Source organism: Streptomyces sp. JLBJ103 (genome assembly GCF_058215575.1).
In genome coordinates, this window is the sequence record NZ_CM177089.1 from 1,320,852 (window position 1) to 1,339,653 (window position 18,802).

General features: G+C 72.2%; 16 protein-coding genes. 8 read left to right on the plus strand and 8 right to left on the minus strand.

The window, feature by feature from the left end; all coding sequences use genetic code 11:
• Positions 1–34: 34 nt before the first annotated feature.
• A complete protein-coding gene (locus tag AC4BEG_RS05580) occupies positions 35–622 on the plus strand; it encodes a pyridoxamine 5'-phosphate oxidase family protein (RefSeq protein ID WP_490704792.1) in 588 nt (195 codons plus the stop codon).
• A gap of 34 nt (positions 623–656) precedes the next feature.
• Here the strand turns inward: AC4BEG_RS05580 and AC4BEG_RS05585 are convergent, their stop codons facing one another.
• Genes AC4BEG_RS05585 through argC form a run of 5 tightly spaced genes read right to left on the minus strand, consistent with a single transcriptional unit; the run spans position 657 to position 5,565 of the window.
• Entirely contained in the window at positions 657–1,214 is a 558-nt protein-coding gene (locus tag AC4BEG_RS05585) for an arginine repressor (RefSeq protein WP_490704793.1), read from the minus strand.
• 7 nt (positions 1,215–1,221) lie between these two features.
• Positions 1,222–2,424 (minus strand): acetylornithine transaminase, encoded by a 1,203-nt coding sequence (locus tag AC4BEG_RS05590; protein WP_490704794.1) that lies wholly within the window; start codon positions 2,422–2,424, stop codon positions 1,222–1,224.
• Positions 2,421–3,386, minus strand: coding sequence for an acetylglutamate kinase (gene argB, locus AC4BEG_RS05595; protein ID WP_490704795.1), 966 nt, complete (start codon positions 3,384–3,386; stop codon positions 2,421–2,423). Before argB ends, AC4BEG_RS05590 begins: the two co-directional genes overlap by 4 nt.
• Positions 3,383–4,540, minus strand: a complete 1,158-nt coding sequence (gene argJ, locus AC4BEG_RS05600) for a bifunctional glutamate N-acetyltransferase/amino-acid acetyltransferase ArgJ (RefSeq protein ID WP_490704796.1) — start codon at positions 4,538–4,540, stop codon at positions 3,383–3,385. Before argJ ends, argB begins: the two co-directional genes overlap by 4 nt.
• A complete protein-coding gene (argC, locus tag AC4BEG_RS05605; protein ID WP_490704797.1) occupies positions 4,537–5,565 on the minus strand; it encodes an N-acetyl-gamma-glutamyl-phosphate reductase in 1,029 nt (342 codons plus the stop codon). Before argC ends, argJ begins: the two co-directional genes overlap by 4 nt.
• Before the next feature lie 343 nt (positions 5,566–5,908).
• Between argC and AC4BEG_RS05610 the strand changes: the two genes are divergently transcribed.
• The 5 genes from AC4BEG_RS05610 (at position 5,909) to AC4BEG_RS05630 (ending at position 11,409) form a co-directional block, all read left to right on the plus strand.
• Positions 5,909–6,235 carry a hypothetical protein gene (locus AC4BEG_RS05610; protein ID WP_490704798.1) on the plus strand — a complete coding sequence of 109 codons (327 nt, stop codon included), beginning with the start codon at positions 5,909–5,911 and terminating at the stop codon, positions 6,233–6,235.
• A gap of 542 nt (positions 6,236–6,777) precedes the next feature.
• Positions 6,778–7,629 (plus strand): class I SAM-dependent methyltransferase, encoded by an 852-nt coding sequence (locus AC4BEG_RS05615; RefSeq protein WP_490704799.1) that lies wholly within the window; start codon positions 6,778–6,780, stop codon positions 7,627–7,629.
• 276 nt (positions 7,630–7,905) lie between these two features.
• Positions 7,906–8,358, plus strand: a complete 453-nt coding sequence (locus tag AC4BEG_RS05620) for a TIGR03618 family F420-dependent PPOX class oxidoreductase (RefSeq protein ID WP_490704800.1) — start codon at positions 7,906–7,908, stop codon at positions 8,356–8,358.
• A gap of 137 nt (positions 8,359–8,495) precedes the next feature.
• Positions 8,496–9,413, plus strand: coding sequence for a hypothetical protein (locus tag AC4BEG_RS05625; protein ID WP_490704801.1), 918 nt, complete (start codon positions 8,496–8,498; stop codon positions 9,411–9,413).
• Positions 9,414–9,432: 19 nt separating this feature from the next.
• Positions 9,433–11,409 (plus strand): hypothetical protein, encoded by a 1,977-nt coding sequence (locus tag AC4BEG_RS05630; RefSeq protein WP_490704802.1) that lies wholly within the window; start codon positions 9,433–9,435, stop codon positions 11,407–11,409.
• Here AC4BEG_RS05630 and AC4BEG_RS05635 read toward each other — a convergent pair.
• Complete coding sequence (locus AC4BEG_RS05635) at positions 11,325–12,989, minus strand: hypothetical protein (RefSeq protein ID WP_490704803.1); 1,665 nt, start codon at positions 12,987–12,989, stop codon at positions 11,325–11,327. The genes AC4BEG_RS05630 and AC4BEG_RS05635 overlap by 85 nt on opposite strands.
• Positions 12,990–13,030: 41 nt before the next feature.
• Between AC4BEG_RS05635 and AC4BEG_RS05640 the strand changes: the two genes are divergently transcribed.
• Positions 13,031–14,269 (plus strand): SUKH-4 family immunity protein, encoded by a 1,239-nt coding sequence (locus tag AC4BEG_RS05640; RefSeq protein WP_490704804.1) that lies wholly within the window; start codon positions 13,031–13,033, stop codon positions 14,267–14,269.
• Between the two features lie 132 nt (positions 14,270–14,401).
• On the opposite strand, the gene AC4BEG_RS05645 is transcribed toward AC4BEG_RS05640, so the two are convergent.
• Complete coding sequence (locus AC4BEG_RS05645; RefSeq protein ID WP_490704805.1) at positions 14,402–16,621, minus strand: NADP-dependent isocitrate dehydrogenase; 2,220 nt, start codon at positions 16,619–16,621, stop codon at positions 14,402–14,404.
• 340 nt (positions 16,622–16,961) lie between these two features.
• Between AC4BEG_RS05645 and AC4BEG_RS05650 the strand changes: the two genes are divergently transcribed.
• A complete protein-coding gene (locus AC4BEG_RS05650; RefSeq protein ID WP_490704806.1) occupies positions 16,962–18,206 on the plus strand; it encodes a beta-ketoacyl-[acyl-carrier-protein] synthase family protein in 1,245 nt (414 codons plus the stop codon).
• A 52-nt stretch (positions 18,207–18,258) separates the two neighbouring features.
• Here AC4BEG_RS05650 and AC4BEG_RS05655 read toward each other — a convergent pair whose 3' ends face one another.
• Positions 18,259–18,768, minus strand: coding sequence for an allene oxide cyclase barrel-like domain-containing protein (locus tag AC4BEG_RS05655; RefSeq protein WP_490704807.1), 510 nt, complete (start codon positions 18,766–18,768; stop codon positions 18,259–18,261).
• Positions 18,769–18,802: the final 34 nt, after the last annotated feature.

Consider the following 18,802-nt stretch of genomic DNA (forward strand, 5'->3'; position numbering starts at 1 on the left):
TCCGCGGCCGGGACCCCGGCGGATAATGCGCCATATGGGAAAGGTGTACGAACGGATCGACGGCAGGCTGCGGACTTTCATCGAACAGCAGAAGATCTTTTTCACCGCCACCGCCCCGCTGGCCGGCGACGGCACGGTGAATCTCTCCCCGAAGGGGCTGGCCGGTTCCTTCGCCGTGCTCGACGAACGGACCGTGGCGTACCTGGACTTCGCCGGGAGCAACGCCGAGACCATCGCCCATCTGCGGGAGAACGGGCGCATCACGCTGATGTGGTGCGCCTTCGACGGCCCGCCGAACATCGTGCGGGTGCACGGCCGCGGGGAGCCGGTGTTCCGTGACGATCCGCGGTTCACCGCGCTGCTGGAGCACTTTCCCGGGGTGGACCTCGACGCGCACGGGCTGCGGGCGGTCATCGTGGTGACGGCCGAGCTGATCCGGGACACCTGTGGCTACGCCGTTCCGTATCTGGATTACCGCGAGGAGCGCACCCTGCACGGCGACCGCTTCCGGCGGGAGGACGACGCCTCGCTCGGCCGCTACTTCGAGAAGAAGGAGCACATCGGGCACAGCATCGACGGGCTGCCGGGGCTGCCGCTGCCCCTGCCGCCGAGCCCGGCCTGAGCGATCGGCGGCCCCGGCTCCGTACCCGTACCAGCTAGCGCGCCTTCTGGGCCAGTCGCAGCAGATGGTCGGCGAGCGCCTGGCCGCCCGCCGGGTCACGGCTGATCAGCAGCACCGTGTCATCGCCCGCGATGGTGCCGAGGATGGCGTGCAGCTCCGCCGAGTCGATGGCCGAGGCCAGGAACTGGGCGGCACCGGGCGGGGTGCGCAGCACCACGAGGTTGGCCGACGCCTCGGCGGAGATGAGGAGTTCACCCGCGAGCCGCGCCATCCGCGCCTCGCTCGCCGATTCGCCGAGCGGGGCGCGCGGGGTGCGGTCGCCGCCCTCGCTGGGCACCGCGTAGATCAGTTCGCCGCCGGTGTTGCGGATCTTCACCGCGCCCAGTTCGTCCAGGTCGCGGGAGAGCGTCGCCTGTGTGACGGAGAGTCCGTCGTCGGCGAGCAGCTTCGCGAGCTGGCTCTGGGAGCGGACCGGCTGCCGGTTCAGGATGTCCACGATCCGGCGGTGGCGCGCGGTGCGGGTCTGCGGCACGGACGGTCCGTTGTGGTTCGTCCCGGCGTCCTGGGCCTCGGTGTGCTGCGCCTCGGTCATCGTCTCGTCATTCTCCGGATCGTCGTTCCCCGTGGCCCCCGCGTGCGGCGTCCAGGACGGCGGGCAGCTCCCGGAGGAGGGTGTCCACCTCTCCGTCGGCGACGACGAGCGGCGGGGCCAGCCGGACCACGTCCGGAGCGACCGCGTTCACCAGGAGTCCCGCGTCCTGAGCCGCCTGCTGCACCTGTGGCGCGAGGGACTCTGTGAGCACGATACCCAGCAGCAGCCCGGCGCCACGGACCTGCCCGATCAGCGGGTGGCCGAGTGACTCGATTCCGTCACGCAGCCGCTCCCCCGCGCGCTTGACGCGGTCGAGGATCCCGTCGGCTTCCAGGGTGTCCAGCACGGCGACGGCGGCGGCGCACGCCACGGGGTTCCCGCCGAAGGTGGAACCGTGCTGACCTGGGGTCAGCAGCTCGGCGGCGGGCCCGAAGGCGACGGTCGCGCCGATCGGCAGACCGCCGCCGAGCCCCTTGGCGAGGGTGACCACATCGGGCTCCACGCCCTGCGCCTGGTGCTCGAACCAGTGGCCGGTGCGGCCGATACCGGTCTGGATCTCGTCGATCACCAGCAGGGTGCCGGTGGCCCGGGTGATCTCGCGGGCCGCGGCCAGATAGCCCGCGGGGGGCACCACAACGCCGTTCTCGCCCTGGATCGGTTCGACGATGACGAGGGCGGTGTCGGTGGTGACGGCCGCGCGCAGCGCCTCGGTGTCGCCGTAGGGGACGTGGGTGACGTCACCGGGCAGCGGAAGGAAGGGTTCCTGCTTGGTGGGCTGGCCGGTCAGCGCGAGGGCGCCCATGGTGCGGCCGTGGAAGCCGCCGGTGGTGGCCACCATATGGGTACGGCCGGTCCGCCGCCCGATCTTGAACGCGGCCTCGACCGCCTCCGCGCCGGAGTTGGAGAAGTAGACCCGCCCGGCGCGGCCGAAGCGCTGGAGCAGCCGCTCGGCGAGCGCCACCGGCGGTTCGGCCATGAACAGGTTGGAGACATGGCCGAGAGTGGCGATCTGGTCGGACACCGCCCGGACGACAGCGGGGTGGGCGTGGCCGAGGGCGTTGACGGCGATACCGCCGACGAAGTCCAGGTACTCCTTGCCGTCGGCGTCCCACAGCCGGGCGCCCTCGCCGTGGGTGAGGGCGAGGCGGGGGGTGCCGTAGTTCTCCATCAGCGCCCCCTGCCAGCGCTGTGCGAGTGCGGTGTTGCTCACTGGTCCTCCCCCTTGTCGTCGTCGGCCGTGCCCTCCGGGTCCGGCAGGATCATGGTGCCGATGCCCTCATCGGTGAAGATCTCCAGCAGGATGGAGTGCTGGACCCGGCCGTCGAGCACCCGGGCGGTGTGGACGCCGTTGCGTACGGCGTGCAGACAGCCCTCCATCTTGGGCACCATCCCGCTGGCCAGCTCCGGCAGCAGCTTCTCCAGCTCGCTCGCGGTGAGCTGGCTGATCACCTCGTCGCTGTTGGGCCAGTCCGCGTACAGCCCCTCGACATCGGTGAGAACCATCAGCGTCTCGGCGCCCAGGGCGGCGGCGAGCGCGGCGGCCGCGGTGTCGGCGTTGATGTTGTAGACATGGCCGTCGTCGGCGCTGCGGGCGATGGAGGAGACCACCGGGATCCGGCCGTCGTCCAGCAGCGCCCGGACCGCGCCCGGGTCGATCTCGGTGATCTCGCCGACCCGGCCGATGTCCACGCGTTCGCCGTCGATGTCGGCCCAGCGCTTGGTGGCGGTCATGGTGTGGGCGTCCTCGCCGGTCAGGCCGACGGCGAGCGGGCCGTGCTGGTTGAGCAGACCGACCAGCTCACGCTGGACCTGTCCGGCCAGCACCATCCGGACGACGTCCATGGCCTCGGGCGAGGTGACCCGCAGACCGGCCTTGAACTCCGAGACCAGGCCCAGCTTGTCGAGCTGGGCGCTGATCTGCGGGCCGCCGCCGTGGACCACGACGGGGCGCAGTCCGGCGTGCCGGAGGAAGACCACGTCCTGGGCGAAGGCGGCCTTCAGCTCCTCGTCGACCATCGCGTTGCCGCCGAACTTGATCACGACGGTCTTGCCGTGGTGACGGGTCAGCCAGGGCAGCGCCTCGATGAGGATGCGGGCCTTGGGCAGCGCGGTGTGTTTACGGGCGGCGGGCCGGGCGTTGGGGTCAGGGGTGGCGGGAGTGGTCTGCGTCATGAGGAGTAGGCGCTGTTCTCGTGGACGTAGTCGGCGGTCAGGTCGTTGGCCCAGATGACGGCCGAGGCGCTGCCCGCGGACAGATCGGCGGTGATCCGCACTTCGCGGTAGCGCATGTCGACCAGCTCGCGGTCCTCGCCGACCGAGCCGTTCTTGCAGACCCATACGTCGTTGATGGCGACGTTGAGCTGGTCGGGTTCGAAGGCGGCGGAGGTGGTGCCGATCGCGGAGAGCACCCGGCCCCAGTTGGGGTCCTCGCCGTGGATGGCGCACTTGAGGAGGTTGTTCCGGGCGATGGAGCGGCCCACCTCCACGGCGTCGTCCTCGGTGGCCGCGCCGATGACCTCGATCCGGATGTCCTTGGAGGCGCCCTCGGCGTCCCCGATCAGCTGGCGGGCCAGGTCGTCGCAGACCGCGCGGACGGCCTCGGCGAACTCGGCCTGGCCGGGGGCGACTTTGGAGGCGCCGGAGGCCAGCAGCAGCACGGTGTCGTTGGTGGACATACAGCCGTCGGAGTCCACCCGGTCGAAGGTGGTGCGGGTGGCGGCGCGCAGGGCGGTGTCGAGGGCGGGGGTGTCCACCTCGGCGTCGGTGGTGAGGACGACGAGCATGGTGGCGAGGCCGGGGGCGAGCATGCCCGCGCCCTTGGCCATACCGCCGACCGTCCAGGCGCCGTCCGGGCTCTGCACGACGGCCGTCTTGTGCACGGTGTCGGTGGTCTTGATGGCGATGGCGGCCTTCTCGCCACCGTGCGGGGAGAGGGCGGCGGCGGCCTTCTCCACACCGGGCAGCAGGGCGTCCATCGGCAGCCGGATGCCGATGAGCCCGGTGGAAGCGACGGCCACCTCGCCCGCGTTGTGCCCGAGGACGTCCGCGACCTTCTCGGCGGTGGCGTGGGTGTCCTGGAAGCCGAGCGGACCGGTGCAGGCGTTGGCGCCACCGGAGTTGAGGACCACCGCGGAGATCTGTCCGCCCCCCAGCACCTGCTCGGACCAGAGCACCGGGGCGGCCTTGACGCGGTTGGAGGTGAAGACGCCCGCGGCGGCGAGGCGCGGCCCATTGTTGACGACGAGGGCGAGATCGGGGCCTCCGTTCTCCTTGATCCCTGCCGCGACGCCGGAGGCGGTGAAGCCCTTGGCGGCCGTAACGCTCATGGAGCGACTCCGATCGTGGAAAGTCCCAGCTCCTCGGGGAGGCCGAGGGCGATGTTCATGCTCTGCACCGCGCCACCCGCGGTGCCCTTGGTGAGGTTGTCGATGGCGCTGATCACGATGGCGCGGCCGGCCGCCTCGTCGAGGGCGACCTGGAGCAGCGCGGTGTTGGATCCGTGGACGGCGGCGGTGGAGGGCCACTGGCCCTCGGGCAGCAGCCGGACGAACGGTTCGTCCCGCAGCGCTTTGTCGTACGCGGCGCGCAGCGCCTCCCCCGTCACCCCGGGCCTGACCTTGGCGCTGGAGGTGGCCAGGATGCCGCGGGGCATGGGCGCGAGGGTCGGGGTGAAGGAGACGGAGACGCGCTCGCCCGCCGCGGCCGAGAGGTTCTGGATCATCTCGGGGGTGTGGCGGTGGCCGCCGCCCACGCCGTACGGGCTCATGGCGCCCATGACCTCGCTGCCCAGCAGATGCGGTTTGGGCGCCTTGCCCGCGCCGGAGGTGCCGGAGGCGGCGACGATCACGGCCTCGGGCTCGAGGAGGCCCGCCGCGTAGGCGGGGAAGAGCGCGAGCGAGACGGCGGTCGGATAGCAGCCCGGAACCGCGATGCGCTTGGACCCCTCCAGCGCGGCGCGGGCCCCGGGCAGCTCGGGGAGGCCGTAGGGCCAGGTACCGGCGTGCGGCGAACCGTAGAACCGCTCCCAGTCCGCCGCGTCCGTCAGCCGGAAGTCGGCGCCGCAGTCGATGACCAGGACCTGGTCGCCGAGCTGCTCGGCGACGGCGGCGGACTGCCCGTGCGGCAGCGCCAGGAAGACCACGTCATGCCCGGCCAGGGCGTCCGCGCTGGTGGGCTCGAGTACGCGGTCGGCGAGTGGGAGCAGATGCGGCTGGAGGGCGGCGAGCGGCTGTCCGGCGTTGGAGTTGCCGGTCAGGGTGCCGATCTCCACCTCGGGGTGGGCCAGCAGCAGACGCAGCAGCTCGCCGCCCGCGTATCCGCTCGCCCCTGCCACCGCAGCACGTACCGCCATCGCTGTCCTCCTCAGGTATGGCATGACTATACGATCGATGGCAGTTTTATGCAAAGCGCTGCGTTGTTGTGACTGGTCGAGATAGCTGTCATCTGGTCGCGCCGTCTGTCACCGCACCCTCGCTGGCCCGCTTCCCGAGGATGAAGGCCGCCAGTTCCCCTTTGAGTGGACTCATCTCCAATGCGGCTGTGCACTCAGCGCTAACGACCTGGCCTCGGCAAACCGGAATCCTGGGGCAACAGGGTGGAGGGCGCAGGTGATCACGGTGCCTGAGAGAGGTCCGGCCCGCGAACAACCACCTGTGTCCAGACCGACGGCCTTCGGACCTTCAAGGAGTGTGACTATGAGGAAGTTCGCGCGGAGCGCGGTAGTGGCAGGCGCGGGGTTCGCGCTGGCGGCGGTGCTGTCGCCGGTGGCCTATGCGGCCGGCCAGGCCCCGGCCCCCAAGGCGCAGGGGCAGATCTGGGTGCACGCCTTCGAGAATGCCCCGACCTACGAGGAGGCCACCACCCATTCCCCGAAGGTGGGCAGGGGCATACGCAAGGGCGAGAGCGCCCCGGTCATCTGCATGTCCACGACTGGGTGGTACAAGATCCCTGACGCGAGCCAGGATCCCATCTGGGCCGAAGCGGACCACTTCGACTCCGTGGTCCACATGCCGAAGTGCTGACCACCTGACCGGTAGTGCCCTCGCGCTCCCTACGGAGCGCGAGGGCACTACCAGGTGGGTGCGGCCAGCCAGCGCCACGACCGCCTGGCGCCGCCGAGGCCTGTAGGGTTGGCGGCCAACGGGGCACCCGGGCACCGATGCTCGATGACTACCGACCCGAGCACATCCCGGCGCTCCTGGAGTCGGAATGGCATCAACGCCATCTCGCTCATTTTTGGGAACGACGCGATGTGATCCCATCGAATTCGAGGCAGCCCTCCGTGAGCTCGCCTCAGAGTTGCGGATGCATCCACGACCGCTTATCGACTACCAGCGCCGACGACACGCCCTTCGACACTGGGCGCTCGATCGATGGACCTGGGATGCGCTGGTCAGCGAACTCCCACGCATCCCCGGCCCGATCCGTCCCGTGGTCGATGACCGCAAGCGCCAGGATGCCTCAGTGTTCATCTGGACACTCATCACGCATGGCGAGCACCTCTTCGCTCCGCATGAACCTGGCCCCACAAGCCCCCTTGGAATCGATCACCTAGGGTGGCGCGGTGACTGATGAGCAGGAGCGGGTGCAGCCGTCGGGAGTGTGGGCCACGGCGGTGGGGGTGGCCAGGGTGCGGGCGCTGGAGACCGAGCGGGAGAACGCGCTGTTCCGCGACCCACTGGCACAGGCCTTCGCCACCGCCGGCGGCCTGTGGCCCTCCTCGCCGCCGCTGCCCGATGACGAGGCCGCGCGACGCCGCCGACGGGCCGTGTCGTACTCCATCGTCATCAGGACGAAGTTCCTCGACGACCTGGTGCGGCAGGCCGCCGCGTCCGGGGTCCGGCAGGTCGTGCTGCTCGGCGCCGGCATGGACAGCCGGGCCTTCCGGATGAACTGGCCCGAGGGCACCCGGCTGTTCGAGGTCGACACCGCCGCGCCACTGGACTTCAAGGCTTCGGTGCTGCGCCAGGAGCGGGCCGTCGCACGCTGCGAGCGGATCACCGTCGCGGTGGATCTGCGTGAGGACTGGCCAGGCGCGCTGGCCGCCGCAGGGCACGACCCGGCCGTACCGACCGCGTGGATCGCCGAAGGACTGCTGATCTATCTGCCCGAGGACGCGGTGGAGCTGCTGCTGGCCCGGATCAGCGCGCAGTCGGCGGCAGGCAGTCGGATGGGGCTGACATTGGGCTCGCGCGGCGTGATCGAGCGCTTCGGCGCGGACGCCGCGCCGGGATCGGCGGCATCCATGTGGGTCTCGGAGATGCCCGACGACCCGGTGGGCTGGCTGGCCGGGCACGGCTGGGAGGCCAGCAGCCACACCCTGCACGAGTGCGCTGCCGCCTACGGCCGTCCGATCAGCACCCCGCCGCAGCGCGAGGAACGGCCCGGCGGACTGATCTCGGCGGTCCGCCGGTAGAGCGCCTTCCGGTTCCCTCGATGATCGATTCCAAGGGGTTCAGTGGTCGTAGGCCGTCAGTGCGCGCATGACCGGCGGGCCGCGCATGAACCTGGCTCCGCTCATCAGGCCCCCTTGGAATCGACCGTCTGGACAGGCAAGCCCATCATGGCTCAGCGGGCCATCGGCGGCGCCAACGGGCGAGATCAGCCTCGCCAAGTCAGCTGCTCAATCCGCCAGATCGGCCGCTCAGTCCGCCAGATCGGCCGCAGAGTCTCAGGTTGGTAGCCTCCCGGGATGACTGTGATCTTCGACGAAGCCGTCCGCGCCCGGCTGCGAGCCCCCAACATCTGGTACGTCGGCACCGTGTTCGCCGATGGAGCACCGCAGGTCAGCCCGATGTGGGTGGATCTGGAGGGAGAGGGGGAGCTGATGTTCAACACCTCGGTGGGCCGGGTGAAGGAGGAGAACCTGCGCCATGACCCCCGCGTCTATCTCTCGCACGCGGACGCCATCGATCCCTTCGACCGCGTACAGATCAGTGGTGTGGTGACCCGCTTCATCGAGGGCCAGGAGGCGCACGACCGGATGGACCGGCTGGCCCGCAAGTATCTGGGCAGCGAGCGCTTCGAGTGGATCATGCCGGGAGAGCAGCGGGTCGCGGTGATCGTGCGCCCGGTCAAGGTGCGGCACATCGTCGGGGTCGAGCGGTTCCGGCCCGGTGGCCCCGTCCCCAGGCCAGGCAGCTGAAGCACTCGGTCACGGGTGTGTGCTCGGCCGGGAGGAGGAGAGCCGGGTTCCGCCGGGCGGCGGAGGTGAACCGGACCGGCGGTGGACGCGGTGGGCGCGCGGAGGCCCGAGAGTGGATCCCGACGAGGGGGATCCAGATGGAACGGTGGGACCGGGCGGGGCGCTGGGCCGCGTACGGGGCGGCGGTGGCACTGACGCCGTATGCGCTGATCAAAGCGTCCTGGGTGGTGGGCTCGCTGCTGGGGCTGCTGCCGATCGGAGAGGGCTTCGACCTGACCGGGTGGGTGGTCCTCAACACGGTGACCGTCGGCATGGCGGCGATCGGGATCGCGCTGGCGCTCGCCCTGGTGCGGCCGTGGGGGATGCAACTCCCGGGGCGGCCGGTGGTGTTCTGTGCCTGGGTGGGGTCGGGCTTTCTGGTGTCGGTGCTGCCGTATGCCGTGCTCACCGCGCTGGTGGACTCCGGTGGCGGTGACCAGGGAGACGATGGGCCCGGGATGCCCGGGTGGGAGGCGTTCCTGGTCCAGTTCGGCTTTGTGGGGATGGGGGCCGGTCTGGCCGTCGCCCTGCCCGCCTATCTGCGGCGGCGCTGGCCGGACGCCTTCACCCGGCGGGCGGAAGGCTACGCCCCGGCGCCCTGGGCGGCGGCGATCGCGGCCGTGGTCGGGATGGGCTGGCTGTACTGGGCGGCTGGCGGCACCCTCGGCATCGCGCACCCCGGGCGGCGGACCACCGACGGTTCCGTGCTGACCGGTCTGGGCGCTCTCTGGGCACTCGCGGGGGCCGCCGCCCTCTTCCTGCTCACCCGCCCGCATCGGCCACGGCCGCCCCACCGGCTGCTGCTCGCGCTCTGCTGGCTCGGCTCGGGTTCGCTCTTCGCCTGGAGCGGCTGGAAACTGCCCTTCACCCTGTTCGTGGCGCTCGCCCACCCTGCCGATGCCACCCTGCCGGAGAACCCTGCTGTCGCCCTCGTTCTGCACGGCGCCGCCGTGGTGGCGGGCATCGGCATGCTGCGCGCGCTCGTCGGTATCCGCCGACCGGCCGCCACCGTCTGAGTGCGGTACGGTCCCGCATATGTGGGAGGGGCTGGACGCGGTCGGCTGGGCGGGGCTGAGCCACGGCTGCGGATCCGCCGAGGCCGTACCGGACCTGCTGCGCCGCTGTGTCGGGCCGGATCCGGAGGAGGCCGACGACGCGGCGGACGATCTGCTCAATCTCCTTTACCACCAGGGCGGTTGGATCTGCCCGGCCGCCTCGGCCGCGCTCCCCTTTCTGCTGCGGCTGGCCGCGCGGCCGGAGGTGCCGAGCCGTCGCGCGGTACTGGACCTGGTGGCGATGCTGGCGTACGAGGCCGGGCAGGTCGCCGAACGGTTCCTGGATCCCGGGTGGGCGCCCTCATGGGCAGGCGTACTGCCGGACGTCGTGGCCCTGTTGACCGACCCGGCGGCGGAGATCCGACGGGCCGCGGCCGAGATCCTCGGTGTCTGCCAGAGTCCCGGAGAGGTTGTCCTGCCCGCGCTGCTGCGGTGCTGGGAGACCGAGGAGGAGCCGAAGACCCGGCTGGACCTGGTCCTCGCACTCGGCCGGGCGGCCCTGCGTGAACCGACCGGTCCGGAGGCGGCCCGGGTGCACGATCTGCTGCGCGGGCTGCTGTACGGCCCGGAGCCGCAGGTGCGGCTGGCGGCGTGGCACGCCCTGGCGCCGACCGATCCCGGCCGTCCGGCGCGAGAGCTGGACCTCGTCCTGGCGGCGATCCGGCATCCGAGCGTGGCCGAGTGGCAGGGCACCAGCATGGTGGACAACGGCGGGGCCAGGGGCGCCCAGGCGATGACGGCCGCCCTGCTCACGGGCCCGTCCCCGGCCTTCGTCCTGGGCCTGCTGGCCGACCACCCCGACCAGGCGCAGCGGATCGGCGCGCTGGAACGGGCGGGCGGGCTGCTGGTGGAGTGGCGGTCACCCACCGCCGCCTTGCTGCCCGCCCTGGCGGCGCGGCTGGACGACCCGGCCGCCGAGGCACGGTATCTGGCGACGGAGCTGCTGGCGTGCCTCGGACCATCGGCCGCTGCCCACGCGGACGCGGTCGCCGGGCTGCTGGACGACCCCGGGCTCCCGGCGGCACACCGGGACGGCACGGTCGGCGACGCGGCGCTGTGGGCGCTGGCCCGGATGAACGACCCGCGCTGTGTACCGGCCGTGATCGAGCTGCTGACGGGGGCCCGCCCCGGTTTCACCTGGGTCTCGCCGTACAGCAGCGCACGCGGAGGCGTTCACTACCCCGCGTTGGCCGGGCTCCATGAGGTCCTCGCGCGCCTTCCGGACCACGCCGAACAGTTGCTGCCGGTGATCTGCGACCGGCTCGCCACCGCCGCGGAGGACGATCTGCGCGCCGCACTCGGCACGGCGCTCGCCACCTGGGGAACCGCTGCCGAGCCGGCCGTTCCGCGGCTGGTGCCGCTGCTGGCGGACGACCGGCGGTGGACGGCGGCGGCGACGGCCCTGGCGGGGATCGGGGTGACGGACCGCGCCGCAGGTGAACTGCTGCGGGCCCGGGTGCTCGACGGTGGCGCCGATGTGCAACTCGCCGCGTGGGCGTACTGGAAGACCGGCGGTGAACCCGATGTGGCCCTGGCGGTGCTGGGGCCCGCCGCCACCGACGGTGCGTACCCCGGTGCCGCCCTGCGCGGACTGGCGGAGCTCGGCCCGTACGCCGCCCGCTACGCGGACCGGCTGCGGACCCTGATCGCGGTCGGCGACTGGACCGGGGTCGAGGCCGCCCACGCCCTGTGGGCCGCGACGGGCGACACCGAACACACCGTCCCCGCCCTGCTGACGGCCGTGCGGCCGCTGGCGGACGGCAGATACCTGCCGGTCACCCTCGCCGCGGTCCGGCACCTGACCCGTATGGGCCCCGCCGCCCGGCCCGCCGCGCGCCTGCTGCGCGAGGTACCGGCCGACGATCGTCGTCTTCACTCCTCCGCCGGGTGGCGGGCGTTCACCGAGGACGAGTCCCTCCGCGCGGCGGTTGACGCGCTGCTCGCGGCGGCCGCGTGAGCCGCTTCGCCCCGGGCGATCAGTTGCTCCATGGCGGCGCGGGGCAGGGCGGGGTGGGTGGCCGCCGCTTCGGCCACCTCGTCGTCGGGGTCGGTGAGCAGGTCGGTGGCGAGGTGGGGCGGCAGGGCGGGATGGGCGGCGGCCAGGGGGCGGGCGCGGGGGTCGGTGAGGCAGACGGCGAGGGCCCGGGGTGTGGCGTGGGGGTGCCGGGCGATCTCGCGGAGGGCCTTGCGCACGGGCGGTTCACGGCGGGACAACTCCTCCAGCAGGGCCGGTGAGGCGTCGGGGTTGGCCGCCACCTTCCCGGCGACCCGGACCCCGTGGCGGTCGGCCATGGTGCGCAACAGGGCGTCCGGCAGCCCCGGATGGGGCGCGATGGCGGCGAGGACCTTGGCGTCAGGGTCGGTGGCCAGGGCGTCCCGGACCGCGGGCGGCAGATCGCGGCGTAGGGCCAGCAGCATCCGGACGGCGGGATGCGGTGAAGCGGCCAGGGCGGTGACCTCCGCGGGCGACGCCGCGGCGATACGCGGCAGCAGGGTGGGGCCGATGCGGGTGGTGCGGGCCAGCTCCGCGAGGACGTCCAGCGGCACCCGCGGATGGTGTGCGAGGTCGCGCCGTACGGTGTCGTCGCGGTCGGTGGCGAGCGTACGGATCAGGACCTCGTCGATGGCGGGATTGGCGGCGAGGTCGCCGCGGACGCCGGGGAGGGGGTCGGTGGCGAGCCGGGCGCCGGTCCCGGGCGGCAGATCGGGGCGCGCGGCCAACTCCCAGCGCAGGAGGGGGGACGGGTCGTCGGCGAAGGCGATGACGGCCTCGGTGGGGGTGGCCGGATTCCGCAGGGCCAGCTGACGGATGGTCTGCATGCCGGCCTCATGGTCCCCACCGCGCCGGGCGTCCGGCGGCGCGGAACCACCGGGTTCGGGGGCACACTCCGGGCACCATCGCGCGGGCGGCAGCCCGTCGCCGGTGAGGAGGGCGGCCAGTACGGCCGGTGGTGTCGCCTTGTTCGCCGCCACCGCGCAGCGGACCGCGGTGTGCGGATGTGCCGCGAGCCGGGCGGCCACCTCCGGAGGGGCGAAGAGCGCGAGCTCCGCCACCACCTCGGTGTCGGGGTCGGCGGCCAGTGTCTCCACCACATCGGGCGGCAGGCCGGGGCAGCCCGCCAGCGTCACCCTGTGCCCGGCGTCCGGGTCCACCGCGAACCGGCGGGCCCATTCGGGCCGTCCGGCCCCCTGGTCGAGCAGCGCGAGGGCGGCCCGCGGCCGGGTCACGGGGTCCACGTCACCGGCGGTCAGCTTCCCCTCGTACGCGAGCGATACGGCGGCCCCTTCCGACCGCGCGGCCAGGGCCAGCGCCTGCGGACGGCTGAGGTCCGCGCGGCCCGCCAGGCTGTCGGCGAGGTCGGCGAACGAGGCGTCCCCGGCCTCCGCCGCCCTGTCCACCCTGTCCGTCAGGTCCGCGATGTCCGTGAGTGCGATCAGTCGGTCGATCAGCTCCGGCGGCAGGGCGGGGTTGGCCGCGAGGCCGCACAGCGTGCGAACGGTCCGCTCTCCCTCAGGCATCGCTCGCGAGTTCGACATGGCGTCATACTGGCAGCTCGCTATCGCGGGGGAGGCGAAGTATGGACACCGGACCGACGGCGAGAAATGGGTGCCCACTGGCCGTGGAGGCACTGCCGGAAGGGCTGACCCACGGGCCGAGCCGGGAGTTCCTGGTCGAGTGCGGGCTGCCCGAGGCCGCCGCCGACCTCGACTTCACCGCGCTGCGCGGGCAGGGGCCGGCGCCCCTCACCACGCGTGGCGGCCAACTCATCGGCGACGGACGGCTGTTGGTGCTCGGCACGACCGACTACTGCGGCAGCCGGGTGGTGCTCGACGGCGCCACCGGTGCGGTGGTGCTGGCCGGGTGGGCCGGGGCCGCCTCCCGCGGCTCGGCAGGAGCGGAGCCGGTCCACGATCCGCTGGCCTCCTCACTGCCCGCCCTCGCGGAGCTGATCGACACCTGTGAGTGGGTGTCGGAGTCCGCGCTGCGGGCCGACGCCTACGACGGGCGCCGCGGCCCGGGTGTCATGGCCGAGGTGATCGAGGCCGCCGCGGGGCGGCTGCGCGCCGCCGACCCGGAGCTGTTCGGCACCGAGGCCGCTCCCGCGCATTGGCGCACCTGTCTGCTGGTGCGTTCCCTGGCCTGGGGCGCCCGGCCCGGTCCGGCGGACGGGCCGGCCTATCTCTTCGGTCCGGACCTGGTGCGGGACCTCGCGCGGCTGGACGGCGAGGGCCGGGTGCGCCACTACCGCCCGGAGGAGCTGCCGGACCGGCTGAGCCATGAACCGACCCGGCGGCTGCTCACCGAGATCGGACTGCCGCTCGACGGTGAGCTGTTCGGCGTCGGCGACGAGCCGCTGCGCACCATGGCGGAGGCCCACCCCGACACCTTCGCGGGGACAGGAGAGCCGGGGGCGGACCACGACGGCTCCGGCACGGCCACGGGCCGGAGCCACCAGCGCGACTTCCTCGCCATCGGATGGTGGCCGCACGACCTCTCGGTCGCCCTCGACGGTGCCACCGGACGGCTGGAACTGCCGGACTGGTACGGGGAGGACGAGCCCGCGGCCTATCTGAACCGGGATCTGTCGGCGCTGCTGTACGCCTGGTGGATCTACGAGCGGCTGCGCGACGAGTGGCACCACTGGGACAACGGGGCCGCCGCGGACACCTGGCGGGTGTTCGATCCGTTCGCCCTGCTGAGCAGCCGGGTCGACGCGTTGGTGGAGGCGGTGGACCCGGAGGCGTTCCGGACCTCCGCGCACTCCTGGCGGATGCTGGCCGAGGATCCGTACACCGGCGGGCTGCTGTCCAACTGAGCTTCGGCAGCCGGGGCTTCGGCAGCCAACTGCGCTTCTTCAGCGCACCGGTGAACCACGACCGCCCCGGCCGGGCGGATGCCGGCCGGGGCGGTACGGAGGAGACGGCGCCGGGCGCTCGCGTCGTCGGCGTCAGCCGAGGGTGGCGAGGGCCTGGTTGAGGGTGGCCGACGGCCGCATGACCGCCGACGCCTTGGCCGCGTCGGGCTGGTAGTAGCCACCGATGTCGGCGGGCGAGCCCTGGACGGCGATCAGCTCGTCGACGATGGTCTGCTCCTGCTCGGTGAGCGTCTTGGCCAGGGCCGCGAACGCGCCCGCGAGCTCGGCGTCGTCAGTCTGCTTGGCCAGCTCCTGGGCCCAGTACAGGGCGAGGTAGAAGTGGCTGCCGCGGTTGTCGATCCCGCCCACGCGACGGCTCGGCGACTTGTTCTCGTTGAGGAAGCTGCCGGTGGCGCGGTCCAGGGTGTCCGCGAGGATCTGGGCGCGCGCGTTGCCCGTCTTCTGCGCGAGGTGCTCGAAGCTGACCGCGAGGGCCAGGAACTCACCCAGGCTGTCCCAGCGCAGGTAGTTCTCCTTGACCAGCTGCTGGACGTGCTTGGGGGCGGAGCCGCCCGCGCCCGTCTCGAACAGCCCGCCGCCGTTGATCAGCGGGACGACGGAGAGCATCTTGGCGCTGGTGCCGAGCTCGAGGATCGGGAACAGGTCGGTCAGGTAGTCACGCAGGACGTTACCGGTGACCGAGATGGTGTTCTCGCCGCGGCGGATCCGCTCCAGGGAGAACTTGATCGCCTCGACCGGCGACAGGACCTTGATCTCGAGGCCCTCGGTGTCGTGCTCGGGCAGGTACGCCGTGACCTTCTCGATGAGGTTGGCGTCGTGGGCACGGCCCTCGTCGAGCCAGAAGACGGCCGGGTCGCCGGTGGCGCGGGCGCGGGTGACGGCCAGCTTGACCCAGTCGCGGATCGGCACGTCCTTGGTCTGGCACATCCGGAAGATGTCACCGGTGCTGACGACCTGCTCCAGCACCACGGCGCCGGAGGCGTCCAGGACGCGCACGGTGCCGGTGGTGGGGATCTCGAAGGTCTTGTCGTGGCTGCCGTACTCCTCGGCCTTCTGCGCCATCAGACCGACGTTGGGCACCGAGCCCATGGTGGCCGGGTCGAAGGCGCCGTTGGCGCGGCAGTCGTCGATGACGACCTGGTAGATCCCGGCGTAGCTGCTGTCCGGGATGACCGCGAGGGTGTCCGCCTCCTCGCCGTCCGGGCCCCACATGTGGCCGGAGGTACGGATCATGGCGGGCATGGAGGCGTCCACGATGACATCGCTCGGGACGTGCAGGTTGGTGATGCCGCGGTCGGAGTCGACCATGGCCAGCTCCGGCCCCTCGGCCAGCTCGGCGTCGAAGGACGCCTTGATCGCCGGGCCCTCGGGGAGGGACTCCAGGCCCTTGAGGATGCCGCCGAGGCCGTCGTTCGGGGTCAGACCGGCCGCGGCCAGGGTCTCACCGTGGGCGGCGAAGGTCTTCGGGAAGAACGCGCGCACCGCGTGGCCGAAGACGATCGGGTCGGAGACCTTCATCATCGTGGCCTTCAGGTGCAGCGAGTACAGCACACCCTCGGACTTGGCGCGGGCGACCTGCGCGGCGAGGAACTCCCGCAGCACGGCCACGCGCATCACGGACGCGTCCACGACCTCGCCCGCGAGCACCGGTACCGACTCGCGCAGCACCGTGGTGGAGCCGTCGTCACCGGCCAGCTCGATACGCAGGGTGCCGTCCTCGGCGATGACCGCGGACTTCTCGGTGGAGCGGAAGTCGTCGCCGGTCATGTGGACGACGTTGGTCTTGGAGTCGGCCGTCCAGGCGCCCATGCGGTGCGGGTGCGCCTTGGCGTAGTTCTTGACCGAGGCGGGGGCGCGGCGGTCGGAGTTGCCCTCGCGCAGCACCGGGTTGACGGCGCTGCCCTTGACCTTGTCGTAGCGGGCGCGGATGTCGCGCTCCTCGTCGGTCTTCGGGTCGTCCGGGTAGTCCGGGAGCGCGTAGCCCTGCTGCTGGAGCTCGGCGACCGCGGCCTTCAGCTGCGGGATCGACGCCGAGATGTTCGGCAGCTTGATGATGTTCGCCTCGGGGGTCTTGGCGAGCTCGCCCAGCTCGGCGAGGGCGTCGGGGATCCGCTGGCCCTCCTCGAGACGCTCGGGGAACTGAGCGATGATCCGTCCGGCCAGGGAGATGTCCCGGCGCTCGACGGTCACCCCGGCGGTCGAGGCGTACGCCTCGATCACGGGGAGGAAGGAATACGTCGCGAGGGCCGGGGCCTCGTCGGTGTGCGTGTAGATGATCGTCGAGTCAGTCACCGGGTGCTCCGCTCCTCCACGTCTGCAACATTGCTCGACATCAAGATATCTCGTGTTCGGGCCCCTCTCGAAAGAGCCCTCGGGAATCGGCCGTGTGACGCTGGGCATGGTCGCGGCCGCGCACCGGCGCTCGCTGCGGCAGCCGGTCCACAGAGAGCGCTCCGACCGGAGAGATCCACACCCCGCCATAAGGGATCCCTACAATTCTCCGGCGCTACTCTCGACACCGGACAACATGCGATCACGCTCAACACCCCTGGCAGATTGGCCATCGAGAGACAACCCCGCCCGCTCCGACCCATGGGAGGGGTTGTATCACTACGACAAAGGGGGTTGTTGAATGTCCACAGCGCACACCCATCCCGGCCCGGTGGCCGAACCGGTGCTGGTCACCGGGCTCGGGGCCACCACACCGCTGGGCGGGGACGTGGCTTCGACCTGGGAGGCGATGCTGGCCGGGCGGTCCGGGATCGGCCCGATCGAGGAGGAATGGGCGGCCGGGCTGCCGGTGCGGATCGCGGGCCGGCTCGCCGTCGAGCCCACCGAGGTGATGGACCGGGTCCAGGCGCGGCGGCTGGACCGCTGTGAGCAGATCGCGCTGATCGCCGCGCGGGAGGCATGGGCGGACGCGGGGACGCCCGGCGTCGACCCGGAGCGGCTGGCCGTGGTGATCGGGACCGGCACCGGCGGGGCACTGACCATGCTGGGCCAGGACGATGTCCTGGAGAGGTCGGGGGTGCGGCGGGTGTCGCCGCACACCGTGCCGATGCTGATGGCGAACGGGCCCGCGGCTTGGGTCAGCATCGAGCTCGGCGCGCGCGGCGGCGCCCACACCCCGGTCAGCGCCTGTGCGTCGGGAGCCGAGGCCATCGCGATGGGCCTGGATCTGATCCGGCTGGGCCGGGCCGATGTGGTGGTGGCGGGCGGCACCGAAGCCTGTGTCTGCGCACTGCCGCTGGCCGGGTTCGCCCAGGCCAGGGCGCATTCGACGCGCAATGACGAACCCGCCCTGGCCTCCCGCCCGTTCGATGTGGACCGCGACGGCTTTGTCATCGGGGAGGGCGCGGCGGTGGTGGTGCTGGAGCGCGCCGGGTTCGCCGCGGCGCGGGCGGCACGGGCCCATGCGGCGCTCGCGGGCGCGGGGGTCACCTCCGACGCGTACCACATCACCGCGGGCCATCCCGAGGGTCAGGTCCGCGCGATGCGGAGGGCGCTGGCCTCGGCGGGGCTGTCCCCGCTCGCGGTCGGGCACATCCACGCCCACGCCACCTCGACCCCCCAGGGCGATCTGGTCGAGGCCCGGTCGATCGCCGAGGCCATCGGGCTGCATCCGGCCGTCACCGCGACCAAGTCGATGACCGGCCATCTCTTCGGGGCGGCGGGAGCCGTCGGCGCGCTGTCCGCGATTCTCGCGGTACGCGACGGCGTCATCCCGCCGACCCGCAATCTGGACACCCTCGACCCGGAGGTGAAGCTCGACGTTGTGACCGGCGACCCCCGGCGCGGCCCGCTGACGGCCGCGCTGGCGAACTCCTTCGGGTTCGGCGGCCACAACGCCTCGCTGGTCTTCACCTCCGCGCCCTGACGCGGGACGGGCGGTCGTCCGGGATTCCTGGCTCCCCTCCCGCCTATCGCACTCAGCGGATGATGTGGAGGGTGAGCTCGGTCTCGGTGTCGCTGGTGTTGACGGCGTTGATGTACCCGTGGGCCGTGCGATAGCGCCCGGTGCCTCCGGTGATCGCGACCGTCACCTCACCAGGACCGCCCGCGGTGACCCTGACCACCCCCTGGATGGTGAGGTCCCCGTCGGCAAGGCTGAGCGTGCCCACGCACTGCTGGCTGAAGGTGTCGGGAGCGGGGCCGACCCGGGTCAGGGTGCAGACCTCGTCGAAGCTCCCCACCACGGCGGAGCCCCGCAACAGATCCCCGGCCAGGACGAGTTCGTCCCCCTGGCTGGTGCCGGGGCCATCGTTGTCGATGAAGTTGATCTGGGTCTGCCGCGCGACCAGTTCGAGGACTTGCTCGCGGCTGGTGTTCGCGGAGTGTCCACCGAGGGGAACCGGCGCGGCCGCCACCGCCGGGGAGGCCCAGACGAGGGTGGTGGCCAGAGCGGCGGCGCTCAGCGCGAGGGGGGCAAAGCGGGGCATCGTACGTCTCCCGAGGTTCTGTGGAGCCGCCCGG

Excerpts from the sequence above, each read along its gene's own strand:
- AC4BEG_RS05580 (WP_490704792.1), top strand. The coding sequence starts at position 35 with ATGGGAAAGGTGTACGAACGGATCGACGGCAGGCTGCGGACTTTCATC.
- AC4BEG_RS05585 (WP_490704793.1), bottom strand. The coding sequence starts at position 1,214 with ATGACCGAGGCGCAGCACACCGAGGCCCAGGACGCCGGGACGAACCAC.
- argB (WP_490704795.1), bottom strand. The coding sequence starts at position 3,386 with ATGACGCAGACCACTCCCGCCACCCCTGACCCCAACGCCCGGCCCGCC.
- argJ (WP_490704796.1), bottom strand. The coding sequence starts at position 4,540 with ATGAGCGTTACGGCCGCCAAGGGCTTCACCGCCTCCGGCGTCGCGGCA.
- argC (WP_490704797.1), bottom strand. The coding sequence starts at position 5,565 with ATGGCGGTACGTGCTGCGGTGGCAGGGGCGAGCGGATACGCGGGCGGC.
- AC4BEG_RS05610 (WP_490704798.1), top strand. The coding sequence starts at position 5,909 with ATGAGGAAGTTCGCGCGGAGCGCGGTAGTGGCAGGCGCGGGGTTCGCG.
- AC4BEG_RS05620 (WP_490704800.1), top strand. The coding sequence starts at position 7,906 with ATGACTGTGATCTTCGACGAAGCCGTCCGCGCCCGGCTGCGAGCCCCC.
- AC4BEG_RS05625 (WP_490704801.1), top strand. The coding sequence starts at position 8,496 with ATGGAACGGTGGGACCGGGCGGGGCGCTGGGCCGCGTACGGGGCGGCG.
- AC4BEG_RS05630 (WP_490704802.1), top strand. The coding sequence starts at position 9,433 with ATGTGGGAGGGGCTGGACGCGGTCGGCTGGGCGGGGCTGAGCCACGGC.
- AC4BEG_RS05635 (WP_490704803.1), bottom strand. The coding sequence starts at position 12,989 with ATGTCGAACTCGCGAGCGATGCCTGAGGGAGAGCGGACCGTTCGCACG.
- AC4BEG_RS05640 (WP_490704804.1), top strand. The coding sequence starts at position 13,031 with ATGGACACCGGACCGACGGCGAGAAATGGGTGCCCACTGGCCGTGGAG.
- AC4BEG_RS05650 (WP_490704806.1), top strand. The coding sequence starts at position 16,962 with ATGTCCACAGCGCACACCCATCCCGGCCCGGTGGCCGAACCGGTGCTG.
- AC4BEG_RS05655 (WP_490704807.1), bottom strand. The coding sequence starts at position 18,768 with ATGCCCCGCTTTGCCCCCCTCGCGCTGAGCGCCGCCGCTCTGGCCACC.